The 21,840-nt window shown below is 67.5% G+C and carries 17 protein-coding genes; 11 read left to right on the top strand and 6 right to left on the bottom strand.

What is annotated here, in order from left to right; all coding sequences use genetic code 11:
- Nucleotides 1-34: 34 nt before the first annotated feature.
- Genes ACN9MV_RS22625 through ACN9MV_RS22635 form a run of 3 tightly spaced genes read right to left on the bottom strand, consistent with a single transcriptional unit; the run spans nt 35 to nt 4,756 of the window.
- Nucleotides 35-967, bottom strand: a complete 933-nt coding sequence (locus ACN9MV_RS22625; protein WP_426389564.1) for a dimethyl sulfoxide reductase anchor subunit family protein — start codon at nt 965-967, stop codon at nt 35-37.
- Between the two features lie 4 nt (nt 968-971).
- The gene (locus tag ACN9MV_RS22630; RefSeq protein WP_426389565.1) at nt 972-1,820 is read right to left on the bottom strand and encodes a 4Fe-4S dicluster domain-containing protein; all 849 of its coding nucleotides are present in this window, start codon (nt 1,818-1,820) and stop codon (nt 972-974) included.
- Nucleotides 1,817-4,756 (bottom strand): molybdopterin-dependent oxidoreductase, encoded by a 2,940-nt coding sequence (locus ACN9MV_RS22635; protein WP_426389567.1) that lies wholly within the window; start codon nt 4,754-4,756, stop codon nt 1,817-1,819. The genes ACN9MV_RS22630 and ACN9MV_RS22635 overlap by 4 nt, the downstream gene beginning before the upstream one ends.
- 82 nt (nt 4,757-4,838) lie before the next feature.
- Between ACN9MV_RS22635 and ACN9MV_RS22640 the strand changes: the two genes are divergently transcribed.
- Nucleotides 4,839-5,783, top strand: a complete 945-nt coding sequence (locus ACN9MV_RS22640) for a LysR family transcriptional regulator (protein ID WP_426389569.1) — start codon at nt 4,839-4,841, stop codon at nt 5,781-5,783.
- Nucleotides 5,784-5,790: 7 nt separating this feature from the next.
- Here the strand turns inward: ACN9MV_RS22640 and ACN9MV_RS22645 are convergent, their stop codons facing one another.
- Together ACN9MV_RS22645 and xsc are read right to left on the bottom strand one after the other, a co-directional pair.
- On the bottom strand, nt 5,791-6,993 hold the full coding sequence (locus ACN9MV_RS22645) for an acetate/propionate family kinase (RefSeq protein ID WP_426389571.1): 1,203 nt from the start codon (nt 6,991-6,993) through the stop codon (nt 5,791-5,793).
- 8 nt (nt 6,994-7,001) lie between these two features.
- Nucleotides 7,002-8,825, bottom strand: coding sequence for a sulfoacetaldehyde acetyltransferase (xsc, locus tag ACN9MV_RS22650; RefSeq protein ID WP_093059498.1), 1,824 nt, complete (start codon nt 8,823-8,825; stop codon nt 7,002-7,004).
- 172 nt (nt 8,826-8,997) lie between these two features.
- Here xsc and ACN9MV_RS22655 point away from each other — a divergent pair, with 172 nt between their 5' ends.
- The 8 genes from ACN9MV_RS22655 to ACN9MV_RS22690 all read left to right on the top strand — a co-directional run bounded on the left by ACN9MV_RS22655 (nt 8,998) and on the right by ACN9MV_RS22690 (nt 18,260).
- Nucleotides 8,998-9,816 (top strand): IclR family transcriptional regulator, encoded by an 819-nt coding sequence (locus ACN9MV_RS22655; RefSeq protein WP_097198597.1) that lies wholly within the window; start codon nt 8,998-9,000, stop codon nt 9,814-9,816.
- Nucleotides 9,817-9,840: 24 nt separating this feature from the next.
- A complete protein-coding gene (locus ACN9MV_RS22660) occupies nt 9,841-10,824 on the top strand; it encodes an AAA family ATPase (RefSeq protein ID WP_093059494.1) in 984 nt (327 codons plus the stop codon).
- Complete coding sequence (locus tag ACN9MV_RS22665) at nt 10,821-12,557, top strand: cobaltochelatase CobT-related protein (protein WP_426389574.1); 1,737 nt, start codon at nt 10,821-10,823, stop codon at nt 12,555-12,557. Before ACN9MV_RS22660 ends, ACN9MV_RS22665 begins: the two co-directional genes overlap by 4 nt.
- Nucleotides 12,558-12,693: 136 nt before the next feature.
- Entirely contained in the window at nt 12,694-13,506 is an 813-nt protein-coding gene (locus ACN9MV_RS22670) for an IclR family transcriptional regulator (protein ID WP_093179951.1), read from the top strand.
- Complete coding sequence (locus tag ACN9MV_RS22675; RefSeq protein WP_426389576.1) at nt 13,503-14,492, top strand: tripartite tricarboxylate transporter substrate binding protein; 990 nt, start codon at nt 13,503-13,505, stop codon at nt 14,490-14,492. Before ACN9MV_RS22670 ends, ACN9MV_RS22675 begins: the two co-directional genes overlap by 4 nt.
- A 17-nt stretch (nt 14,493-14,509) precedes the next feature.
- Complete coding sequence (gene sauS / locus ACN9MV_RS22680; RefSeq protein WP_426389578.1) at nt 14,510-15,946, top strand: acylating sulfoacetaldehyde dehydrogenase; 1,437 nt, start codon at nt 14,510-14,512, stop codon at nt 15,944-15,946.
- A 2-nt stretch (nt 15,947-15,948) separates the two neighbouring features.
- Nucleotides 15,949-17,466, top strand: a complete 1,518-nt coding sequence (locus ACN9MV_RS22685; RefSeq protein ID WP_426389580.1) for an AMP-binding protein — start codon at nt 15,949-15,951, stop codon at nt 17,464-17,466.
- Nucleotides 17,463-18,260 carry a sulfite exporter TauE/SafE family protein gene (locus ACN9MV_RS22690; protein WP_426389582.1) on the top strand — a complete coding sequence of 266 codons (798 nt, stop codon included), beginning with the start codon at nt 17,463-17,465 and terminating at the stop codon, nt 18,258-18,260. Before ACN9MV_RS22685 ends, ACN9MV_RS22690 begins: the two co-directional genes overlap by 4 nt.
- 28 nt (nt 18,261-18,288) lie before the next feature.
- Here the strand turns inward: ACN9MV_RS22690 and ACN9MV_RS22695 are convergent, their stop codons facing one another.
- On the bottom strand, nt 18,289-19,497 hold the full coding sequence (locus tag ACN9MV_RS22695; protein ID WP_426389584.1) for a DUF2252 domain-containing protein: 1,209 nt from the start codon (nt 19,495-19,497) through the stop codon (nt 18,289-18,291).
- A 115-nt stretch (nt 19,498-19,612) separates the two neighbouring features.
- On the opposite strand from ACN9MV_RS22695, the gene ACN9MV_RS22700 reads away from it, so the two are divergent.
- Together ACN9MV_RS22700 and ACN9MV_RS22705 are read left to right on the top strand one after the other, a co-directional pair.
- Nucleotides 19,613-20,785, top strand: coding sequence for a hypothetical protein (locus tag ACN9MV_RS22700; RefSeq protein WP_426389586.1), 1,173 nt, complete (start codon nt 19,613-19,615; stop codon nt 20,783-20,785).
- Entirely contained in the window at nt 20,778-21,833 is a 1,056-nt protein-coding gene (locus ACN9MV_RS22705; RefSeq protein ID WP_426389588.1) for a DNA methyltransferase, read from the top strand. Before ACN9MV_RS22700 ends, ACN9MV_RS22705 begins: the two co-directional genes overlap by 8 nt.
- Nucleotides 21,834-21,840: the final 7 nt, after the last annotated feature.

The raw sequence follows: 21,840 nt of genomic DNA on the forward strand, positions 1-21,840 counted from the left end.
CTTCTCGGGCCGAGCGTGATCACGCTGTTGCTCGCTAAGACACCACCTGGTAGTACAGGTTCTGCGGGTGTTTCGCCTGCGCGAAGAAGAACCAGCGCTCGGCCAGCAGGCCCGGTGCCTGCACCAGCACCGCGAGCAACCACGGCAACACCGCAGCACTCGCAAGGCCCCACACCAAAAGCAACGCCGGCAACACGAAGGCCAGCAGCAGAAACCCGAGCTTCATGTTCTTCAGCGCAGCCAGCGATGCGCCATGAAAGAACTCGCGCGTGTTGAACGACCCGGCCGACATGCCCATCGACTTCTGAACCAGCTTCTGCGTGCGGATGCCGGTGGCCGACTGCAGCGTCGACTTGTGGCGGATGCCCGCGTTGCGCCGGAGCGCCTGCCCGCGCGCAGCCCACGCTGCCAGCGTGGCAACCAGCGCACACGGCCCGAAGACTTGCACGAAGCGCGCCTCACCGCTCAAAGCCGCCATTGCACAGGCCAGCACCAGCCCCGACGACAACCCGATCAGCGTGAAGTTGACGATAGTCAGCGGATGCGCCCATTCCTCGATGAAGCGCAGACAGGCATAGATCATCGCGGTGCAGTACCAGAGCGCGACGGCCCCGCACAGCACCAGCACGGGCAGCAGCCACGACCACGGCGCGCCGATACCCAGCATCAGCGACAGCCACCACAGCCCCACCAGCGCGATGAAGGCTGGCAGCACGATCACCTCGCGCGACATCCACGAGGTGCGCCACATCAGCACTGCACGCCACGCACGAGTCTTGCGCCCCAGATGCATGAACGATGCGGCAAGCCCGGCCACGAGCAGCACTTCGGCAACACCAAGCGCCAACGTCAGGAAGCCGGGTGCCAGCGCAAGGCCGAACAGCGTCGCAAGCGCGAGCGTGAAGACCAGCCCCTGAGCCGCGCCGGCCAGCGTGGTGAAGAAAAGAATCGAGAACGCGGGATGCATCCGGCTACTCCCGCGCGTCCGTTGCCTGCGTGGCTTGCGTGATGTGACGCGGCAGGTACTGGTTGGCCGGGCTGGTCTCCCACTCGGGCATCAGTTGGTAGCCACCGCGCTCGCGGATGGCCTTCGACACTTCGGAGTCCGGGTCCTTCACGTCGCCGAAGATGCGCGCGCCCGTGGGGCAGGCCTTCACGCAGGCCGGCTTGCGGTCTTCCTTCGGCAGTTGCTCGTCGTAGATGCGGTCCACGCACAGCGTGCACTTGGTCATGACCTGGCGCTCTTCGTCGAGCTCGCGTGCACCGTACGGGCAGGCCCATGCGCAGTACTTGCAGCCAATGCACTTGTCGTAGTCGACCAGCACGATACCGTCTTCCTTGCGCTTGTAGCTCGCGCCCGTGGGGCACACGGGCACGCAGGGCGGATCTTCGCAGTGCAGGCAGCTCTTGGGGAAGTGGATGGTTTCAGTGACCGGGAAGGCGCCGGCCTCGTAGGTCTGCACGCGGTTGAAGAAGGTGCCGGTGGGGTTGGCGGCATAGGGCCGCTCGTCGGCGAGCGGGCCTGCGCTGCCGGAGGTGTTCCATTGCTTGCACGAGGTGACGCAGGCGTGGCAGCCGACACAGACGTTGAGGTCGATGACGAGGGCGAGTTGCTTGACGAGTGTCTCGCCCTGTGCCGCACGCACCGTGTTGCTCCCTCTCCCGCTGGCGGGAGAGGGTTGGGGTGAGGGTGCAGCGGCCTTCATGGCGGCAAGGCCTCCAGCTCCAGCGCCGCCGCCCTCACCCCAGCCCTCTCCCGCTTGCGGGAGAGGGGGCAAGACCGGAGCCGACGACATCAGGTCCTTCAACCACTGCATCATTTCCTCCCCCTCCCCGCAAAGTACGTCAACACGCTCGCCGCCTTGCCCAGCACCCCGGGCACCGCCGGCATGCTCGCGATCTGCGGATAGCTCTCTTCGGGCTCGCCCGGTTCGGCCGGCCGTATGCGCACGCGCACGTCGTACCAGCCGGCCTGCCCGGTGATCGGGTCGGAGTTGCTGATGGTCCCGCTCGCAGTGCCGGCGCAGGGCAGTTCCTCGCTGATCAGGTGGTTCAGCAGAAAGCCCTTGCGCGCCTCGTCGGCGCCAGGCGCCAGCTGCCATGCGCCGTCCGCCTTGCCGATGGCATTCCACGTCCACACAGTGCCAGGCTCCACAGCCTCGCTGTAGCGCAGCATGCAGCGCACCTTGCCCCAGCGGCTCTCGACCCAGCACCAGCCGCCATCAGCAATGCCCGCGGCCTGCGCGGTCAGCGGATTCACGTGCAGGTAGTTGTGGCTGTGTATCTGCCGCAGCCACGCGTTCTGCGAGTCCCACGAGTGGTACATCGCCATCGGCCGCTGCGTGAGCGCATTGAGCGGGTAGGCATCGAGATCAGTCGCAGCCTCTTCGAGCGGCGCATACCAGAACGGCAGCGGGTCGAAGTATTTGTCGATGCGCTCGCGCAGCGCATCGGGTGGCTGCCGCCCCGCGCTCTTGCCCTGCGCCGCAAGGCGAAAGCTCTGCAGCGTGTCGGAGTACAGCGCCAGCTGCACCGGGTCGTTGCGCTGGCGCCAGCCCTTGTCTTTTGCGAAGTCCAGGTATTCCCGGTTCCAGTTGCGCATGTAGTGCATGGTCTCGGGCATGTGGTACTGGAACACGCAGTTGTTCTGCGCGTACGCCTCCCACTGCTTGGGGTTGGGCGCGCCGCGCAGGTGCTCGGTGCCGTCCTTGCCGCGCCAGCCCATGAGAAAACCGATGCCCGGCTGCGGCTCGAAGTTGACGACGAAGTCGGGGTAGCCCGTGAACTTGCGCCCCCCCTCCGGCGTGGTGAAAGCCGGAAACTTCAGCCGCGAGGCCAGCTCGATCAACACCTCCTGGAAGGGCCTGCACTCCCCCGTCGGCGGCACCACCGGCACGCGCACCGAATCCACCGGCCCATCGAACTCGGAGATCGGCCGGTCGAGCATGCCCATCACGTCGTGGCGTTCGAGGTACGTGGTGTCGGGCAGCACCAGGTCGGCAAAGGCCACGGTCTCGCTCTGGAAGGCGTCGCACACCACGAGGAAGGGAATCATGTGCTCGCCCTTCTCGTCCTTGCGGTTGAGCATCTCGCGCACCGCCATCGTGTTCATGCTGGAGTTCCACGCCATGTTGGCCATGAAGATCAGCAGCGTGTCGATGCGGTACGGGTCGCCCTTTGCCGCATTGGTGATCACGTTGTGCATCAGCCCATGCGCCGACAACGGGTGCTCCCACGAGAAGGCATGGTCGATGCGGATCGGCGAACCATCGGGGTTGATCGCCAGCTCTTCCGGGCTGGCCGGAAAACCCAGTGGCGCGGCATTGAGCGGCGTGTTCGGCTGGATCATTCCGGGGTCGTTGAAGGCCCGGTAGTTCGGCACGATGTGACGCGGATACGGTGCCTTGTGCCTGAAGCCGCCCGGTGCGTCGATGGTGCCGAGCACGCTCATCAGCACGGCCAGCGCCCGCACGGTCTGGAAGCCGTTGGAGTGCGCCGCCAGCCCGCGCATCGCATGGAAGGCCACGGGGCGCGCCTGCGTGGTGGCGTGGTGCTTGCCCCATGCATCGGTCCACGGAATGGGCAGCTCGAAGGCCTGCTGCAGCGCCGTCTCGCCCATCTCGCGCGCCAGCTTGCGAATGCGCGCCGCGTCGATGCCGGTGATGGCCTGCGCCCACTCGGGCGTGCAGCTCGCTACCCGCTCGCGCAGCAGCTGGAATGAAGGCGCAACGCGCGTACCGTCGACCAGCGTGTAGTGGCCTTCGAGCGCCGGATCGCAGCCGTCGGCAATGCCTTCGGGATACGCGGGCATCACCGTGCCGCTGGCCTTGTCCCACACCAGCTTGTTGTGCGGGTTACGGCCGTCGCCCGGTGGGCCGCGTTCAGGGTCGAAGGCAAACAGGCCTTCGCGCTCGCAGTTGTCGAGCACCACGAGCTGCGGTGCGTTGGTGAAGCGCTTGAGGAAGGCGTGGTCCACAAGCTCGTTGGCTATCAACTCGTGCAGCAGCGCCATGAACAGCGCGCCGTCGGTCCCCGGCTTGATCGGAATCCACTCGTCGGCAATCGCCGAGTAGCCCGTGCGCACCGGATTGATCGAAATGAAGCGACCGCCAGCCCGCTTGAACTTGCTGATCGCGATCTTCATCGGATTGCTGTGATGATCTTCGGCCGTGCCGATCATCACGAACAGCTTGGCGCGCTCCAGGTCGGGCCCACCGAATTCCCAGAAGCTGCCGCCGATGGTGTAGATCATTCCCGCGGCCATGTTGACCGAGCAGAAGCCGCCGTGCGCCGCATAGTTGGGCGTGCCGAACTGCCGCGCGAACAGGCCCGTGAGCGCCTGCATCTGGTCGCGCCCCGTGAACAGCGCGAACTTCTTCGGGTCGGTCGCGCGGATCTTGCCGAGCCGCTCGGTGAGCATGTCGTAGGCGCGCTCCCAGCTGATGGGCTCGAACTCGCCGGCTCCGCGCTCGCTGCCGGCCTTGCGCAGCAGCGGCTGCGTGATACGTGCAGGCGATACCTGCTTCATGATTCCCGACGAGCCCTTGGCGCAGATCACGCCCTGGTTCAGCGGATGGTTCGGGTTGCCGTCGATGTAGCGAACCTCGGGGCCCTTTTCGCCTTCACGCAGGTGCACGCGAATGCCGCAGCGGCAGGCGCACATGTAGCAGGTGGTGGTCTTGACCGTGGTGTCGGCTGTGGGCGTGGGCGCGACCAGCGGGTCGTGCACCGGCTCGCGAGACAGGAAGCTGAACACTGGCGGTCCTTTGTTTTCAGGCGGGGTCCGTGCGATGTTATGCAGCCTCGATCAAACGAAAAAGCAGAGAATATCGCTCACCATGACCGGAAAAACAGATCAGCTTCAGAGTCAGACTTCGAGCCAGCGCCTGCGCCTCAACCTGCGGCAGCTGGAGGTGTTCGTCGCCACCGCGCGCGAAGGCAGCACCCGTGCCGCAGCCGACCGCATCGCGCGTTCGCAATCGGCCGCGAGCAGCGCGCTGGCCGACCTGGAGTCTTCGGTGGGCGCCCTGCTCTTCGACCGGCTCGGACGCCGGCTGGTGCTCAACGAGAACGGCCGCGCGCTGCTGCCCAAGGCACAGGCGCTGCTCGATCAGGCGGGCGAGGTCGAGGCGCTTTTCAGCGGCGAGCATGCGGCGCCGCTGCGCGTGGCGGCCAGCTTCACCATCGGCGAGTACCTGCTGCCCGAGAAGGTGTCGCAATGGACGCACCTGCATCCGCAGAGCCAGGTGCACCTGCACATCGCGAACACGCACGATGTGATTCAGGCGGTCGCGGGCTTCGACGTGGACGTCGGCTTCATCGAAGGCCCGCAGACGCACCCCGACCTCGTGGTGCGCGCCTGGCGCGAAGACGAGCTGGTGATCGTCGCCGCGCCCAACCATGCACTGGCGGGCCGTGTCGCCACGCACAAGCAGCTGTCGCAAGCCACGTGGGTGCTGCGCGAGCATGGCTCGGGCACACGGCAGGTAACGGACGCATGGCTGATCCAGAACCTTGAGCAGGTGCGCGTGGGCTTCGAGCTGGGCAGCACCGAGGCGATCAAGCGTGTGGTGGCCTCGGGCACCGGGCTGGCGTGCCTGTCGCGCTACACGGTGGCGCAGGCGCTGGAAGACGGCCACCTGGTCGAGCTGCGCACGCGATTGCCGGCGGGCACGCGGCGGCTGGCAACGGTGATGCACCGCGACAAGCTGCTGGGCCGCGCGACGGCCGACTTCCTGCGCCACTGCGGCGCCAGCGTGCCGCGCGCTTCATCGGCGCGCTAGAAAGCCCTCAGCCAGCAACGCGAAGCACGTTCGCCGTGTGCCGCGCGATCACCGCCTCTTCGTCAGTGCGCAGCACCCACGCGCTGACAGGACTCTCGGCAGTGGTGAGCCGCGCGGCGCCGCTGCGATTAGCGGCCGCGTCGACGTTCACGCCCAGCCATTCGCAGTCTTCGAGGATGCGCTCACGCAGCGGGGCCGCGTTCTCGCCGATGCCGCCGGTGAACACGATGGCGTCGACACCGCGCAGCGCGGCCGCGAGGCTGCCCATGTGCTGCACCACCTGCTCGGCGAAATGCCCGATGGCCTCGGCCGCAGCAGGCTCGGCCGATGCTTCCAGCACGCGCATGTCGCTCGACACGCCCGAGATGCCGAGCAGGCCCGATTCGCGGAACAGCAGCGCCTCGACCCGGTCGGCCGACATGCCGTGCGAGCGCATCAGGTACAGCACGACGGCCGCGTCGATGTGGCCGCAGCGCGTGCCCATCGTTAGCCCGTCGAGTGGCGAGAAAGTCATGGTCGTCGCGACCGATCGGCCCTGCGCGATGCCGCACATCGACGCACCATTGCCGAGATGCGCGACGATCACGCGCCGCTGCGCCAGCTCGGGCGCGATGCCGGCGAACTGCGCGACGATCGATTCGTAGGAGAGGCCGTGAAAGCCATAGCGCCGCACGCCCGCGTCATGCAGCGCACGTGGCAGCGCGAAGCGGCGGTTGACCTCGGGCTGTACCGCATGAAAGGCCGTGTCGAAGCACGCCACCTGCGGCACACCTTCGAACGCTGCCATTGCAGCGCGTACGCCCGCAAGGTTGTGCGGCTGGTGCAGCGGCGCCAGTGGCTCAAGCTTGGTGAGCGCATCGAGCACCGAGGCATCGATGCGCACCGGCGCAACGAAGTCCGCACCACCATGCACGATGCGGTGCCCGACCGCCGCGATGCGCCGGCCATCGGCCTGCTGCGCATGCCATTCGAGCAAGGCCGCAAGCGCGCCTTGATGCGAAGCCTGCGCGCCATCGAGCGCCGCATCGTGCAGCGTCTGCCCCTGGGCATCGCGCACACGCAGCCGCGCCTTCAGGCCCGCGCCGAGTCCATCCGCCTGCCCCGACCAACGCGCTGCCGGCAACGAGGCATCGCCGTCACCAGCCGCATCGAACAATGCAACCTTGATCGACGAAGAACCCGCGTTCAGCGTCAGCAGCGAGTCAGTCATGGAATGGCTCAGACGTAGTCCTTGTACTTGTCGAGGAAGCGCACCGGCTTCGACAGCGCGTCGCGGCGGAAGGGGTCTCCCAGCTCGCGCGTGCACATGATCTCGATCACGCAGGTCTTGCCTTCGTTCATCTGCATGTCGATGGCCTTCTTCAGCGCCGGGCCCACGTCTTCGAGCTTGTCGACCACGATGCCCTCGGCGCCCATGGCCTTGGCAATGCCTGCGAAGCTTTCGCTTTCGAGCTCGCCGGCCACGAAGCGGCGATTGTAGAAGTCGACCTGGTTCTTCTTCTCCGCGCCCCACTGCCGGTTGTGGAAGACCACGGCCGTCACCGGAATGTCGTGGCGCACGGCCGTCATGATTTCCACCATGCTCATGCCCCAGGCGCCGTCACCGGCATAGGCCACGGCCGGACGGTCGGGCGCCGCGCACTTGGCGCCGATCATGGTTGGCAGCGAGTAGCCGCAGTTGCCGAAGCTCATCGGCGCGAAGAAGCTGCGCGGCTCCTCGAAGCGCAGGTAGCTGTTGGCGATGGCGTTGATGTTGCCGATGTCGGTCGAGACCATCACGCGCGGCGGCATGGCCTTTTCGAGCTCGCGCAGCACCTGGCGCGGGTGCAGGTAGCTGCCGCCGGTGGGTGTCTTCTCGCCTTTGGCTTCTTCGATGGCGTCGAGACTGAACTGGTCACGCTCGTGGGTCCACTCGTCGAGCTCTTTTTCCCACGCGGCTTTTTCGGCCTTGATCTTCGCGGCGCGCTCGGCCTTGCTGGCGTCGCAGGCCAGCGTCTTGCCCTGCAGGCGCTTGAGCAGTTCCTTCGCCGTGGCCTTGGCGTCGCCGTGGATGCCCACGGTGATCTTCTTCACGAGGCCGAGGTTGGTGTGGTCGGCCTCGACCTGGATGATCTTCGCGTCCTTCGGCCAGTAGTCCATGCCGTGCTGCGGCAGCGTGCCGAAGGGGCCCATGCGCGAACCGAGCGCGAGCACCACGTCGGCCTGCGCGATGAGCTTCATCGCGGCCTTGGAGCCCTGGTAGCCCAGCGGGCCGGCCCACAGCGGGTGGCTCGCGGGGAAGGAGTCGTTGCGCAGGTAGCCGTTGGCCACCGGCGCACCCAGGCGCTCGGCCAGTGCCTGGCACTCGGCCACCGCATCGCCCATGACCACGCCGCCGCCCGAGAGGATCACCGGAAACTTCGCCGAGGCCAGCAGCTCGACGGCCGCGTTCAGGCTGTTCTCGCCGCCCGCGCCGCGCTCCACGCGCATCGGCTTCGGGATCTCCGTGGTGATCTCGCCGTAGAAGTAGTCGCGCGGAATGTTCAGCTGCGTGGGGCCCATCTCGGAGATGGCGCGGTCGAAGCAGCGCGCCGTGTACTCGGCCATGCGCTTGGGGTTGTTCACGTGGCCCTGGTACTTGGTGAACTCCTGGAACATAGGCAGCTGGTTGGCCTCCTGGAAGCCGCCGAGGCCCATGCCCATGGTGCCGGTCTCGGGCGTGATCATCACGACCGGGCTGTGCGCCCAGTAGGCGGCCGCGATGGCCGTCACGCAGTTGCTGATGCCGGGGCCGTTCTGGCCGATCACGAGGCCGTGACGGCCCGACACGCGCGCATAGCCGTCGGCCATGTGGGCGCCGCCCTGCTCGTGCACCACCGGAATCAGCCGGATGCCGGCGGGCGCGAAGATGTCCATCGCATCCATGAAGGCCGAGCCCATGATGCCGAAGATGTCGGTCACGCCATTGGCGACCATGGTCTCGACGAAGGCCTCGGAGGGCGTCATCTTCTGCACGCCGGTGACGGCTTCGCGTGTGGGTGCTGCGGGTTGCTTCTGGCTCATGGAAGGCGTCTCCTGAAGGAAAGTGGGCAGTGGTTGCGCGTCAAAAGTCGGAACTTCTCGTTCCGGATTTCATTCCGGCGGAATATAGGTCGGCATCGCCGCGGCGTCAAACAATTTACAAAAATCGGAACGTATTGTCTTGTTTTTCGTAAAAAGAATATGATCCGCCCCCATGAAGATCGTCAAAGGCCTCTCACCTGAAGCGCAGGAACCGGCGGGCGACACGCCCACCATGCGCCTGTTCGCGCTGCTCGAAGTCATGGCCGCGAAAGACCAGCGCTACTCGCTGCAGGGCCTGGTGGAAGAAACCGGCCTGCCCAAGCCCACGCTGCACCGCATGCTCCAGCAGCTCGAAGGCGCGGGGCTGCTGCAGCGCGAAGGCGATGGCCGGCACTACGGCATCGGCACGCGGCTGCGGCGGCTGGCCGAGAACCTGCTGCTCAACGACAGCCTGCACGGTGCGCGCCACACGGTGCTGCGCCAGTTGGTGGAAGAGATCGGCGAGAGCTGCAACCTCACCGCCCTTTCGGGCAGCGAGGTCGTGTACCTCGACCGCGTGGAAACCGCCGCGCCGCTGCGCTTCTACCTGCACTCGGGCTCGCGCGTGCCGGTGCACTGCTCGGCCAGCGGCAAGATCTTTCTTTCGCAGATGAGCGCGGCGCAGCGCCGCCGGTTGCTGTCGAACGCGCCGCTGGAGCCCTACACGCCCCGGACGCTGACCGACCCCGAGGCGCTGGAGAAGGAAGTGCAGCGCGTGCGCAAGGACGGCTACGCCATCGACCACGAAGAGTTCCTGCCGGGCCTGCTGTGCATCGCCACGCTGGTGCCTTCGGGCGACGACGCGCCCTCAAACCTGTGCATCGCGGTGCAGGCGCCAGTGATGCGGCTCGACGCAACCAAGGCGAAGACGCTGCTGCCCGCCCTGCAACGCGCCGCACAGGCGCTGAGCCGCATCGATGCCGACGCAGCCTCCGACCGCGCGCAGGCCTGACCCCACATTCCCCGAAAGCCCACCGTGACCGATACCGCCGACCTTCGACCCGACCGGATGCTGAGCGTGCGCGATGTGTTCGGCATCGACACCGACCTGCGGGTGCCAGCCTTCAGCGAACGTGACGACCACGTGCCCGAGGTCGACGCGGTCTACCGCTTCAACCCCGACGTGACGCTCGCCATCCTCGCGGGCTTCACGCGCGACCGGCGCGTGATGGTGCAGGGCCTGCACGGCACCGGCAAGTCGACGCACATAGAGCAGGTGGCGGCGCGGCTGAACTGGCCCTGCGTGCGGCTCAACCTCGACGGCCACATCAGCCGGCTCGACCTCGTCGGCAAGGACGCAGTGGTGCTGCGCGAAGGCAAGCAGGTCACCGAGTTCCAGGAAGGCATCGTGCCGTGGTCGCTGCAACGCCCCGTGGCGCTGGTCTTCGACGAGTACGACGCGGGCCGGCCCGACGTGATGTTCGTCATCCAGCGCATCCTGGAGCGCGACGGAAAGTTCACGCTGATGGACCAGAACAAAGTGCTGCGGCCGCACCCCTTCTTCCGCCTGTTCGCCACCGCCAACACGGTGGGCCTGGGCAACCTCAACGGCCTGTACCACGGCGCGCAGCGGCTCAACCACGCGCAGATCGACCGCTGGAACATCGTGGCCTCGCTCAACTACCTGCCGGCCGATGAAGAGATCGCCATCGTGCAGGCGCGCGTGCCATCGTTGGCCGACGAGGCGGGCACGAAGCTGGTCGCGTCGATGGTGGCGGTGGCCGACCTCACTCGCAAGGGCTTCGCGGCGGGCGACCTCTCTACGCTGATGTCGCCACGCACCGTGATCACCTGGGCAGAGAACATCGAGATCTTCAAGGACCCGGCGCTGGCGTTTCGCCTGTCCTTCGTCAACAAGTGCGACGACGCCGAGCGGCCCCTGGTCGCCGAATACTTCCAGCGCTGCTTCGACCGCGAACTGAAGGAGTCGCACCAGCTCTCTGAAGGCCCGCGCGAATGAATGCCGAACCCGCGAGCGCGATGCAGCGCCGCGTGCGGCAAGAAGAACAGGTCGCGGAGCTTTGCGCGGGCGTGGTGCGCGCCTTCAGCGGCGAGCGCGACCTGCACTTTCGCGGCCGGCGGCTGCACCGTGGCCGCGTGGCGCTGCCGTGGTTTGCGCCGCACCTGCATCCCTCGCCCGACACCGACGACTTCGCTTCGTTCCGTGGCGTGGCCGACGGGCTCGCGCTGCGGCTCACCGAATCGGACGCAGCACTGCACGAAAGCCTGCGCCCCGAAGAGCCGGTCGAACGCATGCTGTTCGAAATGCTCGAGCAGTTCCGCGTCGAGGCGATGGCGCCCGAAGTCATGGCCGGCATGCGGCACAACCTGCGGCACCGGCACGAGCAGTGGTCACTCGCCTTTCATCACTCGGGCCTGACCGACACCGCGCGCGGGCTGCTGCTGTACGCCGTGGCGCAGATCTGCCGCGCCCGCGTCAGCGGCCAGCAGGTGGTGGAAGAAACCGAGGACATGCTCGAAGCCACGCGCTTCGCGCTCGCACCGCTGATCGGCCATGCGCTGGCAGGTTTGCGCAAGGATCGCGCCGACCAGGCCGCCTACGCCGTGCACGCCCGTGCCATCGCGCGCACCGTCGCCGCGATGCTGCACGAAGCCGATGAAGAAGGCAGCAACGCCGCGCGCGACCCGCATGTGGACGACAAGCGCAGCGTGTTCAGCCTCGTGGCCGACATGGACCAGGAGATCGTCGAGCGCTTCACCACCGCCGAGTCGGGCCGCAGCGCGGTGCTCGACAACGCAGGTGGCGCATACCGCGTCTTCTCCAACGCTTACGACCGCGAACACGACGCCGCCACGCTCGCGCGCAAGGACGTGCTCGCCGACCACCGCGAAAAGCTCGACCGCCGCATTGCCGCGCAGGGAGTGAACATCGCCCGCCTCGCGCGTGAACTGCGCACCCTGCTGGCCGAGCCCGAGCGCGACGGCTGGGACGGCGCGCAAGAAGAAGGCCTGATCGACGGCCGCCGCCTCGCGCAGCTCGTGGCCTCGCCTACCGAGCGCCGCCTGTTCCGCACCGAGCGCATGGAGCCGGCGGCCGACTGCATCGTCACCTTTCTCATCGACTGCTCGGGCTCGATGAAGGAGCATGCCGAGTCGGTCGCGATGATGGCCGACGTGTTCGCGCGTGCGCTCGAACAGGCCAGCGTGACCAGCGAGGTGCTGGGCTTCACCACCGGCGCGTGGAACGGTGGGCGCCCGCAGCGCGAATGGGTGCGCGCCGGCCGGCCGCCGCACCCGGGCCGGCTCAACGAGCGCTGCCACCTCGTCTTCAAGAGTGCTGCTATGCCATGGCGGCGCGCACGCCCCGCAATGGCGGCTCTGCTGAAAGCCGACCTGTTCCGCGAAGGCATAGATGGCGAGGCCATCGACTGGGCCTGCATGCGGCTGCGCCAGCGCAGCGAGGCGCGCAAGCTGCTGCTCGTGATTTCCGACGGCTCGCCGATGGACAGCGCCACGCATCTGGCCAACGACGCGCACTACCTCGACCACCACCTGCGCGACGTGGTCGCGCGCCAGGAGCAGCGCGGCGACATCGCCATTGCGGGCATCGGCGTGGGCCTCGACCTGAGCCCCTACTACAGCCGCAGCCATGTGCTCGACCTGGCCGCCTCCAGCGGCAACACCCTCTTCCGCGAGGTGATCGAACTCATGGCCGGGCGCCATCGCCGCTGAGGCCTGCAACCTGAGGCGTTTGGCATTACATCCAAGTCCCTGATTGACAAAGGGCACCCAGCGTTCTTACATTGCGTTTCACATCCGGGAACGCAGTTCCAATATTTGGAACATCGGATATCCCATAGAAAGCCTCATGGACTCCACGCTTGCCAAGGGCCTCGCCGCCATCGAATGGATGGTGCGCCAGCAGCGCGACTGCCGCGTCACCGAACTGGCCCAGGCCTTTGGCATGGCACGCAGCAATGCACACCGCACGCTGCAGACGCTCGTCGAATGCGGCTGGGCCGTGCAAGACCCGGACACGAGCGCCTACCGGCCGAGCCTGCGGCTGTTCGAGCTGGGGGCCATGGTGTCCGATGCATCGGACATCGGCGCGCTGCTGCGGCCCCACCTCGCGCTGCTGGCACAAGCCACGGGCGAGACCATCCACCTCGCAGTGCTGGACGACGCCGAGATCGTCTACCTCGACAAGTTCGACAGCCCGCTGCCCGTGGCCGCGTACTCGCGCATCGGCGGCCGGGCGGCGGCGTACTGCGTGGCCTCGGGCAAGGCGCTGCTCGCTGCAGCCGCGCTCGACGTGCCGGCACTGCAGGAGCGCCTGGGCACGCTGGTCGCGCACACGAAGAACAGCATCACCGACTTCGACGCCCTCTTCAGCGAACTGGAACGCTCGCGCGCCCGCGGCTATGCCGAGAACCGCGAGGAATGGCGCATCGGCGTCTGCGGCCTCGGCGTGCCCGTGCTTAATGCGCGCGGCGAAGCCGTGGCCGCCGTCGGCATGAGCGTGCCCTCGATCCGCTTTGCGCGCACACAGGCACGCGGGCTGGCAGATCACCTGATGGCCTGCGCGCGCGACGCCAGCGTCACGCTGGGCTATCGCTTGAACGCCGCACCGGCCGTGCCGTTGCCGCCGACGCCCATCACAAAGAGAAGGAGATCGGAATGAAGTTGCTCTTCGCCCCCTGGCTGCACGCCGGGCTGCTGGCTCTCGCCGCCTTGTCGTCGCCCTTCGCCGCACAAGCGCAGAACGGCAGCGACTACCCGACGAAGCCGATCCGCCTGATCGTGCCCTACCCGCCCGGCGGCGGCACCGACGTGATCGCGCGCATCGTGCAGGAGCGCTTTCAAACGCTGCTGGGCCAGCCGGTGCTGATCGACAACCGCGGTGGCGCAGCCGGCTCCATCGGCACCGAGGTGGTTGCCAAGTCGGCGCCCGACGGCTACACGGTGCTGTTCACGCTGTCTTCGCACACCATCAACCCGGCCATCTACGCCAAGCTGAGCTTCGACACCGCGAAAGACTTCGCTCCGGTCGGCATGGTCGCCTCGCTGCCGCAGATCCTGGTGGCCAACACGCAGTTCGCGCCCAACACCGTGGCCGAACTCATCGCGCTGGCCAAGGCCAAGCCCGACAGCATCGCCTTCGCCTCGGTGGGCAACGGCTCGCCCGGGCACCTGGCGGGCGAGCTGCTGAAGCTGCGCACCGGCACGCACATGACGCACATTCCCTACCGCGGCGGCGGCCCGGCCGTGACCGACGTGATGGGCGGGCAGGTGCCGCTGCTGTGGGTGTCGATTCCGGCGGCCGCGCAGTTCGTGAAGGCAGGCAAGCTCAAGGCACTCGCGGTGTCCACCACCAAGCGCAGCGCGGCCTTCCCCGACGTGCCGACGATGCAGGAAGCCGGCGTGCCCGACTTCGACGTGGACTCGTGGTACGCCGTGTTCGTGCCCGCGAAGACGCCGCAGCCGGCCATCGACAAGCTCAACCGCGTGATCAACACGGTGGTGAAAGAACCGGACATCCGCGACAAGCTGCTCGCACAAGGCAGCGAAGGCGTCGGCGGTACGCCCGAGCAACTCGGCAAGGTCGTCACCACCGAACTCGTGCGCTGGCAAAAGCTCGCCAAGGAAGCCAGCATCAAGGTCGATTGATCGACACGGACAAACTCATGGAAAACGCAGCCCCCTCTTCCCCCATCGCCGAACTCGTGGCGCGCGCCCGCACCGCGCAGCGCATCTACGAAACCTGGTCGCAGGCACAGGTCGACACCGCCGTGGTCGCGGCCGGCTGGGCCATCATCGAGCCGGCGCGCAACCGCGAACTGGCCGAACTGGCCGTGGCCGACACCGGCGTGGGCAACGTCGAGGACAAGGTGCGCAAGAACCACCGCAAGACCTTCGGCCTGCTGCGCGACCTGCACGGGGCGCGCTCGGTCGGCGTGATCGCAGAAGACCCGGCACGCGGCATCGTCGAAATTGCGCGGCCCGTGGGCGTGGTGTGCGCCGTCACGCCATCGACCAACCCGGGCGCCACGCCGGCCAACAAGATCATCAACGCGCTCAAGGGGCGCAACGCGGTCATCGTCGCGCCATCGCCCAAGGGCTGGTCAACGGCGGCGCGGCTCATCGAATTCATCCACCAGCAGTTCGACCGCATCGGCGCGCCGCGCGACCTGGTGCAGCTGCTGCCCTCGCCGGTCAACAAGCAATCGACCGCCGAGCTGATGCGCCTGTGCGACCTGGTGGTCGCCACCGGCTCGCAGGCCAACGTGCGCGCGGCCTATGCGAGCGGCACGCCGGCCTTCGGCGTGGGCGCGGGCAACGTGGCGGGCATCGTCGACGAAACGGCGGACATCGCCGCGGCCGCCGACCGCATCGTGCGTTCGAAGACTTTCGACAACGCGACCAGCTGCTCGTCGGAGAACAGCCTCGTCATCATCGACGCAGTGCGCGCCCAGACGCTCGCCGCGCTGAAAGACCGCGGCGCCGTCATGCTCGCCGACGCGCAGAAGGCCACGCTGCAGGCGCTGATGTGGCCCGAGGGCAAGCTCTCGCCCGCCGTCATCGGCCAGTCGGCGCGCACCATCGCCGAGCGGGCGGCCGCCATCGACGGCGCCAACCGCGCCGCCTGGCTGGCAATTGCCGATGCCGATCCGCGCATCCTCATGGTGGCCGAAGACGGCGTGGGCCACGACCATCCGTTCTCGGGCGAGAAGCTGAGCCCGGTGCTCGCGGTGTATGCGGCGCGCGACTTCGCGCACGCCATGGCTACCGTCGAACGCATCTATGCGTACGAAGGCGCGGGCCACTCGGTGGGCCTGCACAGTGCGGTGCCCGAACGCGCGCTCACGCTGGGCCTTACGCTGCCGGTGTCGCGCGTCATCGTCGACCAGGCGCACTGCATTGCCACCGGCGGCAGCTTCGACAACGGCCTGCCGTTCTCGCTGTCGATGGGCTGTGGCACCTGGGGCAAGAACAACTTCTCGGACAACATGAACTACCGCCACTACCTGAACATCACGCGCGTGTCGCGGCCGATTCCGGAGAAGGTGCCGAGCGAGGAAGAAATCTTCGGCGCCTTCTTCGCCGAGCACGGCGCGAAGTAAGCATGACGGCGGCTGCAACAACGGTTCATGCGCTGATCGAGCAACAGGCGAGGCAGCAGCCGCACGCGGTGTATGCCCGCGCCACCGAAACCGAACGCCACCTGGGCTACGGCGAGCTCGCGACCGGTTGCCGCCGCGTGGCGGCCGTGCTGCGCGGCCTCGGCATGCAGCCCGGCGACACGGTGTCCGTCGTCATGCCCAACGGCCTGCAGACCCTGCGGCTGCTGCTGGGCGCGATGCATGGCGGCTTCTGCGTGAACCCGATCAACCTGCTCTCGCAGCCGGAGCAGATGCGCTATGTGCTCTCGCACTCCGACTGCCGTGTGGTCTGCGTTGCGCCCGAGTGGGAAGAGCGTGTGCGCGGCATCGTCGAAGGCTTCGACCGGCCCGTGACGCTGGTCGTGGTCGACCCCGAAGGCGATGCATTGCCCGACGAGGAAGAACCGGCCGTCGACACACCGCCGCCCTCGCCCGATGCCGTCGCGCTGCTGATGTACACCTCCGGCACCACGGGCATGCCCAAGGGCGTGATGCTCACGCAGCGCAACCTCGCGGCCAACGCGCATGCCATCAGCGTCGAGCACGCGCTGCGCCCCTCCGACCGCGTGCTCGCCGTGCTGCCGCTGTATCACATCAACGCCTTTGCCGTGACCATGCTCGCGCCGCTCGCGCACGGCGGCAGCCTGGCGATGCCACCGAAGTTCTCGGCCGGCCGCTTCTGGGAGCAGGCCACGCAAACGCAGTGCAGCTGGATCAACGTCGTGCCCACCATGATCTCGTACCTGCTCGAAGGTCCGAAGCCGCCGCTTGCGCAGACGCTGGCCATCCGCTTCTGCCGCTCGGCCTCGGCTGCGCTTCCGCCCGAGCACCTGCGTGCGTTCGAGCGGATGTTCGGCATCGGCATCGTCGAAACCATGGGCCTCACCGAGACGGCCGCGCCCTCGTTCTCCAACCCCATGGACCCGGCCGCGCGCAAGCTCGGTTCGGTGGGCCGCGCGTCGGGCTGCATGGCCGGCGTGGTCGATGACCGGCTCGCAGCCGTACCCACCGGCGTGACCGGCGAGATCGTGATCCGCGGGCCCAACGTGATGCTCGGCTACTACAAGAACGAGGAAGCCACCCGCGCAAGCTTCACGCCCGATGGCTGGCTGCGCACCGGCGACCTCGGCCATCGCGACGAGGACGGCTTCTTCTTCGTCACCGGCCGCATCAAGGAGCTGATCATCAAGGGCGGCGAGAACATCGCGCCGCGCGAGATCGACGAAGCCCTTCTGCAACATCCCGCCGTGCTCGAAGCCGCTGCCGTAGGCGTGCCCGACCGCCACTACGGCCAGGAGATCGGCGTGTGCATCGTGCTGCGCGAAGGCTGCGCCTGCACCGAAGACGAGCTGCGCGAGTTCAGCGCCACCGCGCTCGGCCGCTACAAGGCGCCCGGCCACTACCGCTTCGTGCAAGACCTGCCACGCGGCCCCTCTGGAAAGGTGCAGCGCCTGAAGCTGTTGCCGCTGTTCGAGGCATGACGGCGGCTGAACTGCTGGTGCCGCCGCTGGCGCCGGGAACGCTGGTCTACAGCCTGTGCGTGGTTTTCGCGGCGGGCATCGTGCGCGGCTTCGCGGGCTTCGGCTTCTCGGCCATCACCGTGGCGGGCATGTCGCTGGTGGTGTCGCCCGCGCTGGTCGTGCCCGCGATCTTCATGCTCGAAATCCTGGCAAGCCTGAGCCAGCTGCGCGGCATTGCGCGCGATGTCGACATGCCTTGGCTCAGCTGGCTGATGCTGGGCAACCTGATCTGCATTCCCGTCGGCGTGGCGCTGCTCGCATGGCTGCCTGAGACACCACTGCGCCTGCTGATCGGCGCGCTGCTGATGGCGGCCGCGCTGCTGCTGCGCGGCGGCGCGCACGTCACGCTGGTGCCCACGCGCGGCGTGCGGCTGGCGGCCGGGCTGGCCTCTGGCTTCATCAACGGCGTGGCGGCCATTGGCGGCATCGCGATCGCGGTGCTGCTCAGCACCGCGAAGATGGCACCGGCCGCGCTGCGGGCCACGCTGATTGCGCTGCTGCTGTTCAGCGACGTGGTGTCGCTCATCTGCGCGGCGCTGATGCCTTCTTCAACCCACGCGTCCGGCAACCTGCTGGGGCCGGACACCCTCAAGTGGGCGCTGTGGCTGGCGCCGGCGATGCTCGCGGGCATCTGGTACGGACAGCGCTCGTTCAAGGGGGTTTCGCCGGAGCAGTTCAGGAGGCATGTGCTGAACCTGCTGATTGCGCTGGCGCTGGTGAGTGTGGTGCGGTCGGTGGTGGGTCTGCTCGGGTAAGTCGGCCACCAGGACACGACCAGGAAGGCTACGCCAGCTTCCCCGCATCGTAGGCCTCGCAGTAGACCTCCCAATCGCTCTCGACCTGCGCGGCGCACTGGTGCGCCGCATCCAGCAGGTCGCGCCGCCACGACTTCGCCGAAGCGCCGAAGTCGACCAACGCATCCGCGATGGCCGAGCCCTGGCGCCCCGAGCTGCGCAGGTGCGCCCAGGCCATCATCTGCCCCATCTCCCCGATCACGTCGCGGACCTGGTCGAGCCCGGTGTGGCGCACGTCGAGGGTCACCCGGTCTTCGCTGGGCTGCAGGTCGCGCAGCACGTAGGAAGACTTGCCATCGACGATCGGGTGCAGGAAGGCCATCGACACGGCCTGCATGCGGCGCTGCAGCCCCACGATGCGGTGCGCATTCGACGGCCATGCGGGCTGCTTGATCTTCTTCAGGTGCGGCACTAGCGACGACACGGGCGCCTGCTTCAGGTCGAGCAGGTAGTTGCCGTCGGGCGATCCCTTGCCTTTGACCAGGACAACATAGCGCTCCACGCCCAGGCTGCCGGTGCCGGCGATGCGCCGCGCCACGTCGAGCACCTTGAAGAAGTCGGGGTTGTCCTGCGTTGCCGCGAATGCGCCGATCAGATTCTTCGCCCGTTCGCGCCCGACCTTGTCGACTGGCAACGCATGCTCGCCGTCGCGCAGGATGCTTCGGCGACCGTTCTTCCGTTCGGTGCGCTTGTTCAGGAAATCGGGGCGGCTGCGGGCCTTGAGTTTCGCGAGCAGCTCATGGATCAGGCCACTGGCTGTGTCGCGCTCCACCCAGCGGGCCTTGCCGAGCGCCAATGCGCCGGCATAGCCTTCAAGAAACACCTTGCACAGCGCATTCGCATCGTCGCGCGAGGCGCGCAGGCTGTCGCCGGCCACCAGGATGCTCGTGAGGAAGCGCACCAGTTCCCACGTCACCGGCGCGAGGGCCGCTTCGTCGAAGTCGTTGAGATCGAAGTACGCGAGCCGGTTGTCGCCCTTGTAGCTGCCGAAGTTCTCCAGATGGGCGTCGCCGCACAGCCATGCCGTCGGAGCCTTGCTGGTGAACAGCGCATCGGCCGGCAGGCGGTCGTAGAACAGGTGGCAGGTACCGCGCAGGAAGACAAACGGACTGGAGCGCAGCTTCTCGTACTTCATCGCCAGGCGCTCGGGGTCGCGACCGGCGTTGAAGTTGCGGATGGTTTTGACGACATTCGCCATGGCGTTGCTTCTCCCGGTTGGTGAGCGGCAGATTCTCGTTCAACGCGCGCGGCGCGGTGTCGTATCGTTGCGGGTGCATCGACTCCTGGCTCCTCCGCCCGACATGCCTTCCGCAATGCCTTCCGACAGTGCCACGCGCGCCCTCACCGTCCCCATGGGCAGCGTGGCCGTCGCCGATCTGCCACGCAGCGCAAGCTCTCCGTTCTTCGAGCGCCTGCGCGCCGCCGCCGCACAGGTCAACCTGCGAGCGCCCGACCCACGGCAGGCCGCACGCTGGCACACGCACACCATCGGCGGTGTCCGGCGGCGCCTTGCGCAACCCCTGACCTTCACGCCCTATGCGGCCGTTCAGCCCTGCTCGGCGCGCTGCGGCTTCTGCTCGGAGAATCTTCGCAAGACCTATGGCGGTGTGCCGGCCTCCCGGCTGCGGCCCGACGGCACTTACTTCGATGGCCTTGCACATGCACTGCGGGCCTTGCGCGGCGTCCCGCTCTCGTGGTCGCTCTCGGGCCTGGAGACCAGCGACGACGCCGGCTGGATGCTGCAACTGCTGGCCACGCTGGCCGCGGCCGAAGCAAGCGACGGCCCGAGCGTCGAAGACCGCGTGCTGTACACCAACGGTGCCGGCTTTGCAAAGACAGGCGGTGCCATCCTGCAGCGTGCGCTGCAAGACTTCGGACTGAGCTGGCTCGAACTGTCCCGCCACCACCACGAAGGTGCAACCAACCAGGCCATCATGCGTTTCAGGCCCGGGCTGGAAATCAGCGATCAGGCGGTGTTCGAACGCACAGCGCGGCAACTGGCCGATGCAATGCCGTTGCGCCTGGTGTGCATTCTTCAGCGCAGCGGCATCGCACGGCCGCAGGACGTCTCGACCTACCTCTCGTGGGCGCAGCAGCGCTGCGGCGCAGGCACCGTCGTCTTCCGTGAGTTCTCCCGGCTCGACGGCAGCTACCGGGACAACGCCACGGCGCGCTACCTGCACGCCCAGCGGGTGCCAATGGACGCGCTGCTGACAGCCTGCCTCGACGACGCCGCCGTCTCGCGCGGATGGACTGTCGAGAGCCTGACCGAGGGCTACTACTTCTGGAACCTGCGCCTGCGCACCGCGAATGGCCTGTCCGTGATCTTCGAGAGTTCCGACTACGGCGCCATGCACGCCCGCCATGCGACCGAAGACATCTACAAGCTGGTCTACTTTCCCGATGGGCAACTCTGCGCCGGCTGGGAGCCCGGGCGCGACGTGCTGCTCGACACCCGTTCGATGCAGGTGCATGCCGATGCCTAGCCACAGCTGGCTGATGCTCGACCACGAGTCGCCGCTCCACCGCCTGCCCGACGATCTGCGTGCGCGTGACCCGCTGGGCGCGCGCGACTGCGGGTGGGTCGAGCAGATGACGCCGTTCGTGCGCCAGTTCTCGCAGCGCGGCGACACAGTCTTCGATCCCTTCGCGGGCTTCGGCACGACCTTGCTTGCGGCGCGCCTGGAAAACCGGCGGGCGGCAGGCTGCGAAATCGACGCGGACCGCATCCAGCTCATACGCGAACGGCTGGCGCGCCACGGCATCGGCGACAGCGACATCACCCTGCTGCACGGCTCATGCGACACGCTCGACACCACCGCGCTGCAGCCCTTCGAGCTTTGCCTTACCAACGTGCCCTATTTCGGATGCCAGTGGTCGGGCGCCCCTGCGGCTTCGCAGCTCTACGACAGCCGCAGCTATGCGCAGCACCTGGAGGGCCTGCGCAACGTGTTCCACGCCGTTCGCACGCGCTTGCGCGAAGGCGGCCATTGCATTGCGATGGTGCAGAACATTCGCCTCGGCGATCGCGTGCTGCCCCTGGCCTTCGATCTCGCACGCATCCTCGGTGCGCTCTTCACCATGGAAGAAGAGCGTGTGCTGATCTATCCGCATGAGAGCGAAGCGACTGCCGTCAGCGAAGCTTTTCCAGCGCGCACGGATCGCCGCCACGAATACGCGCTGGTGTTTCGCAAGCAGCGCGCGCGCATAGACCTGCAGGGCACAGCCCGGTTGCTCGACGCCCTCCGCACACAGGGCCATGTCTTCACCTTGATCGGCAGCTTCGCGCGATGGCTGCACGACCCGCAAGGCACACCGCCGGCCGATGCCGACATTCGCGTCGCCCCCGATCCGCAGCGCCTGGATGCGCTGCTGCATGAATTGCGCAACCAGGGCTTCGCGCTGACGAGCTGGGACGAACCCGTCGCCCTTCCCCTTCATTTCGAGAGCTACCGCGGGCGCTACTACTTCCGCGCGGAAAGAATCGACAGCGCCGGCGCCATGATGAGGCTGGACATCGGCTACGAAGAGTAAGAGCAGG

The organism is Variovorax sp. R-27 (assembly GCF_049913215.1).
GTDB lineage: Bacteria > Pseudomonadota > Gammaproteobacteria > Burkholderiales > Burkholderiaceae_C > Variovorax.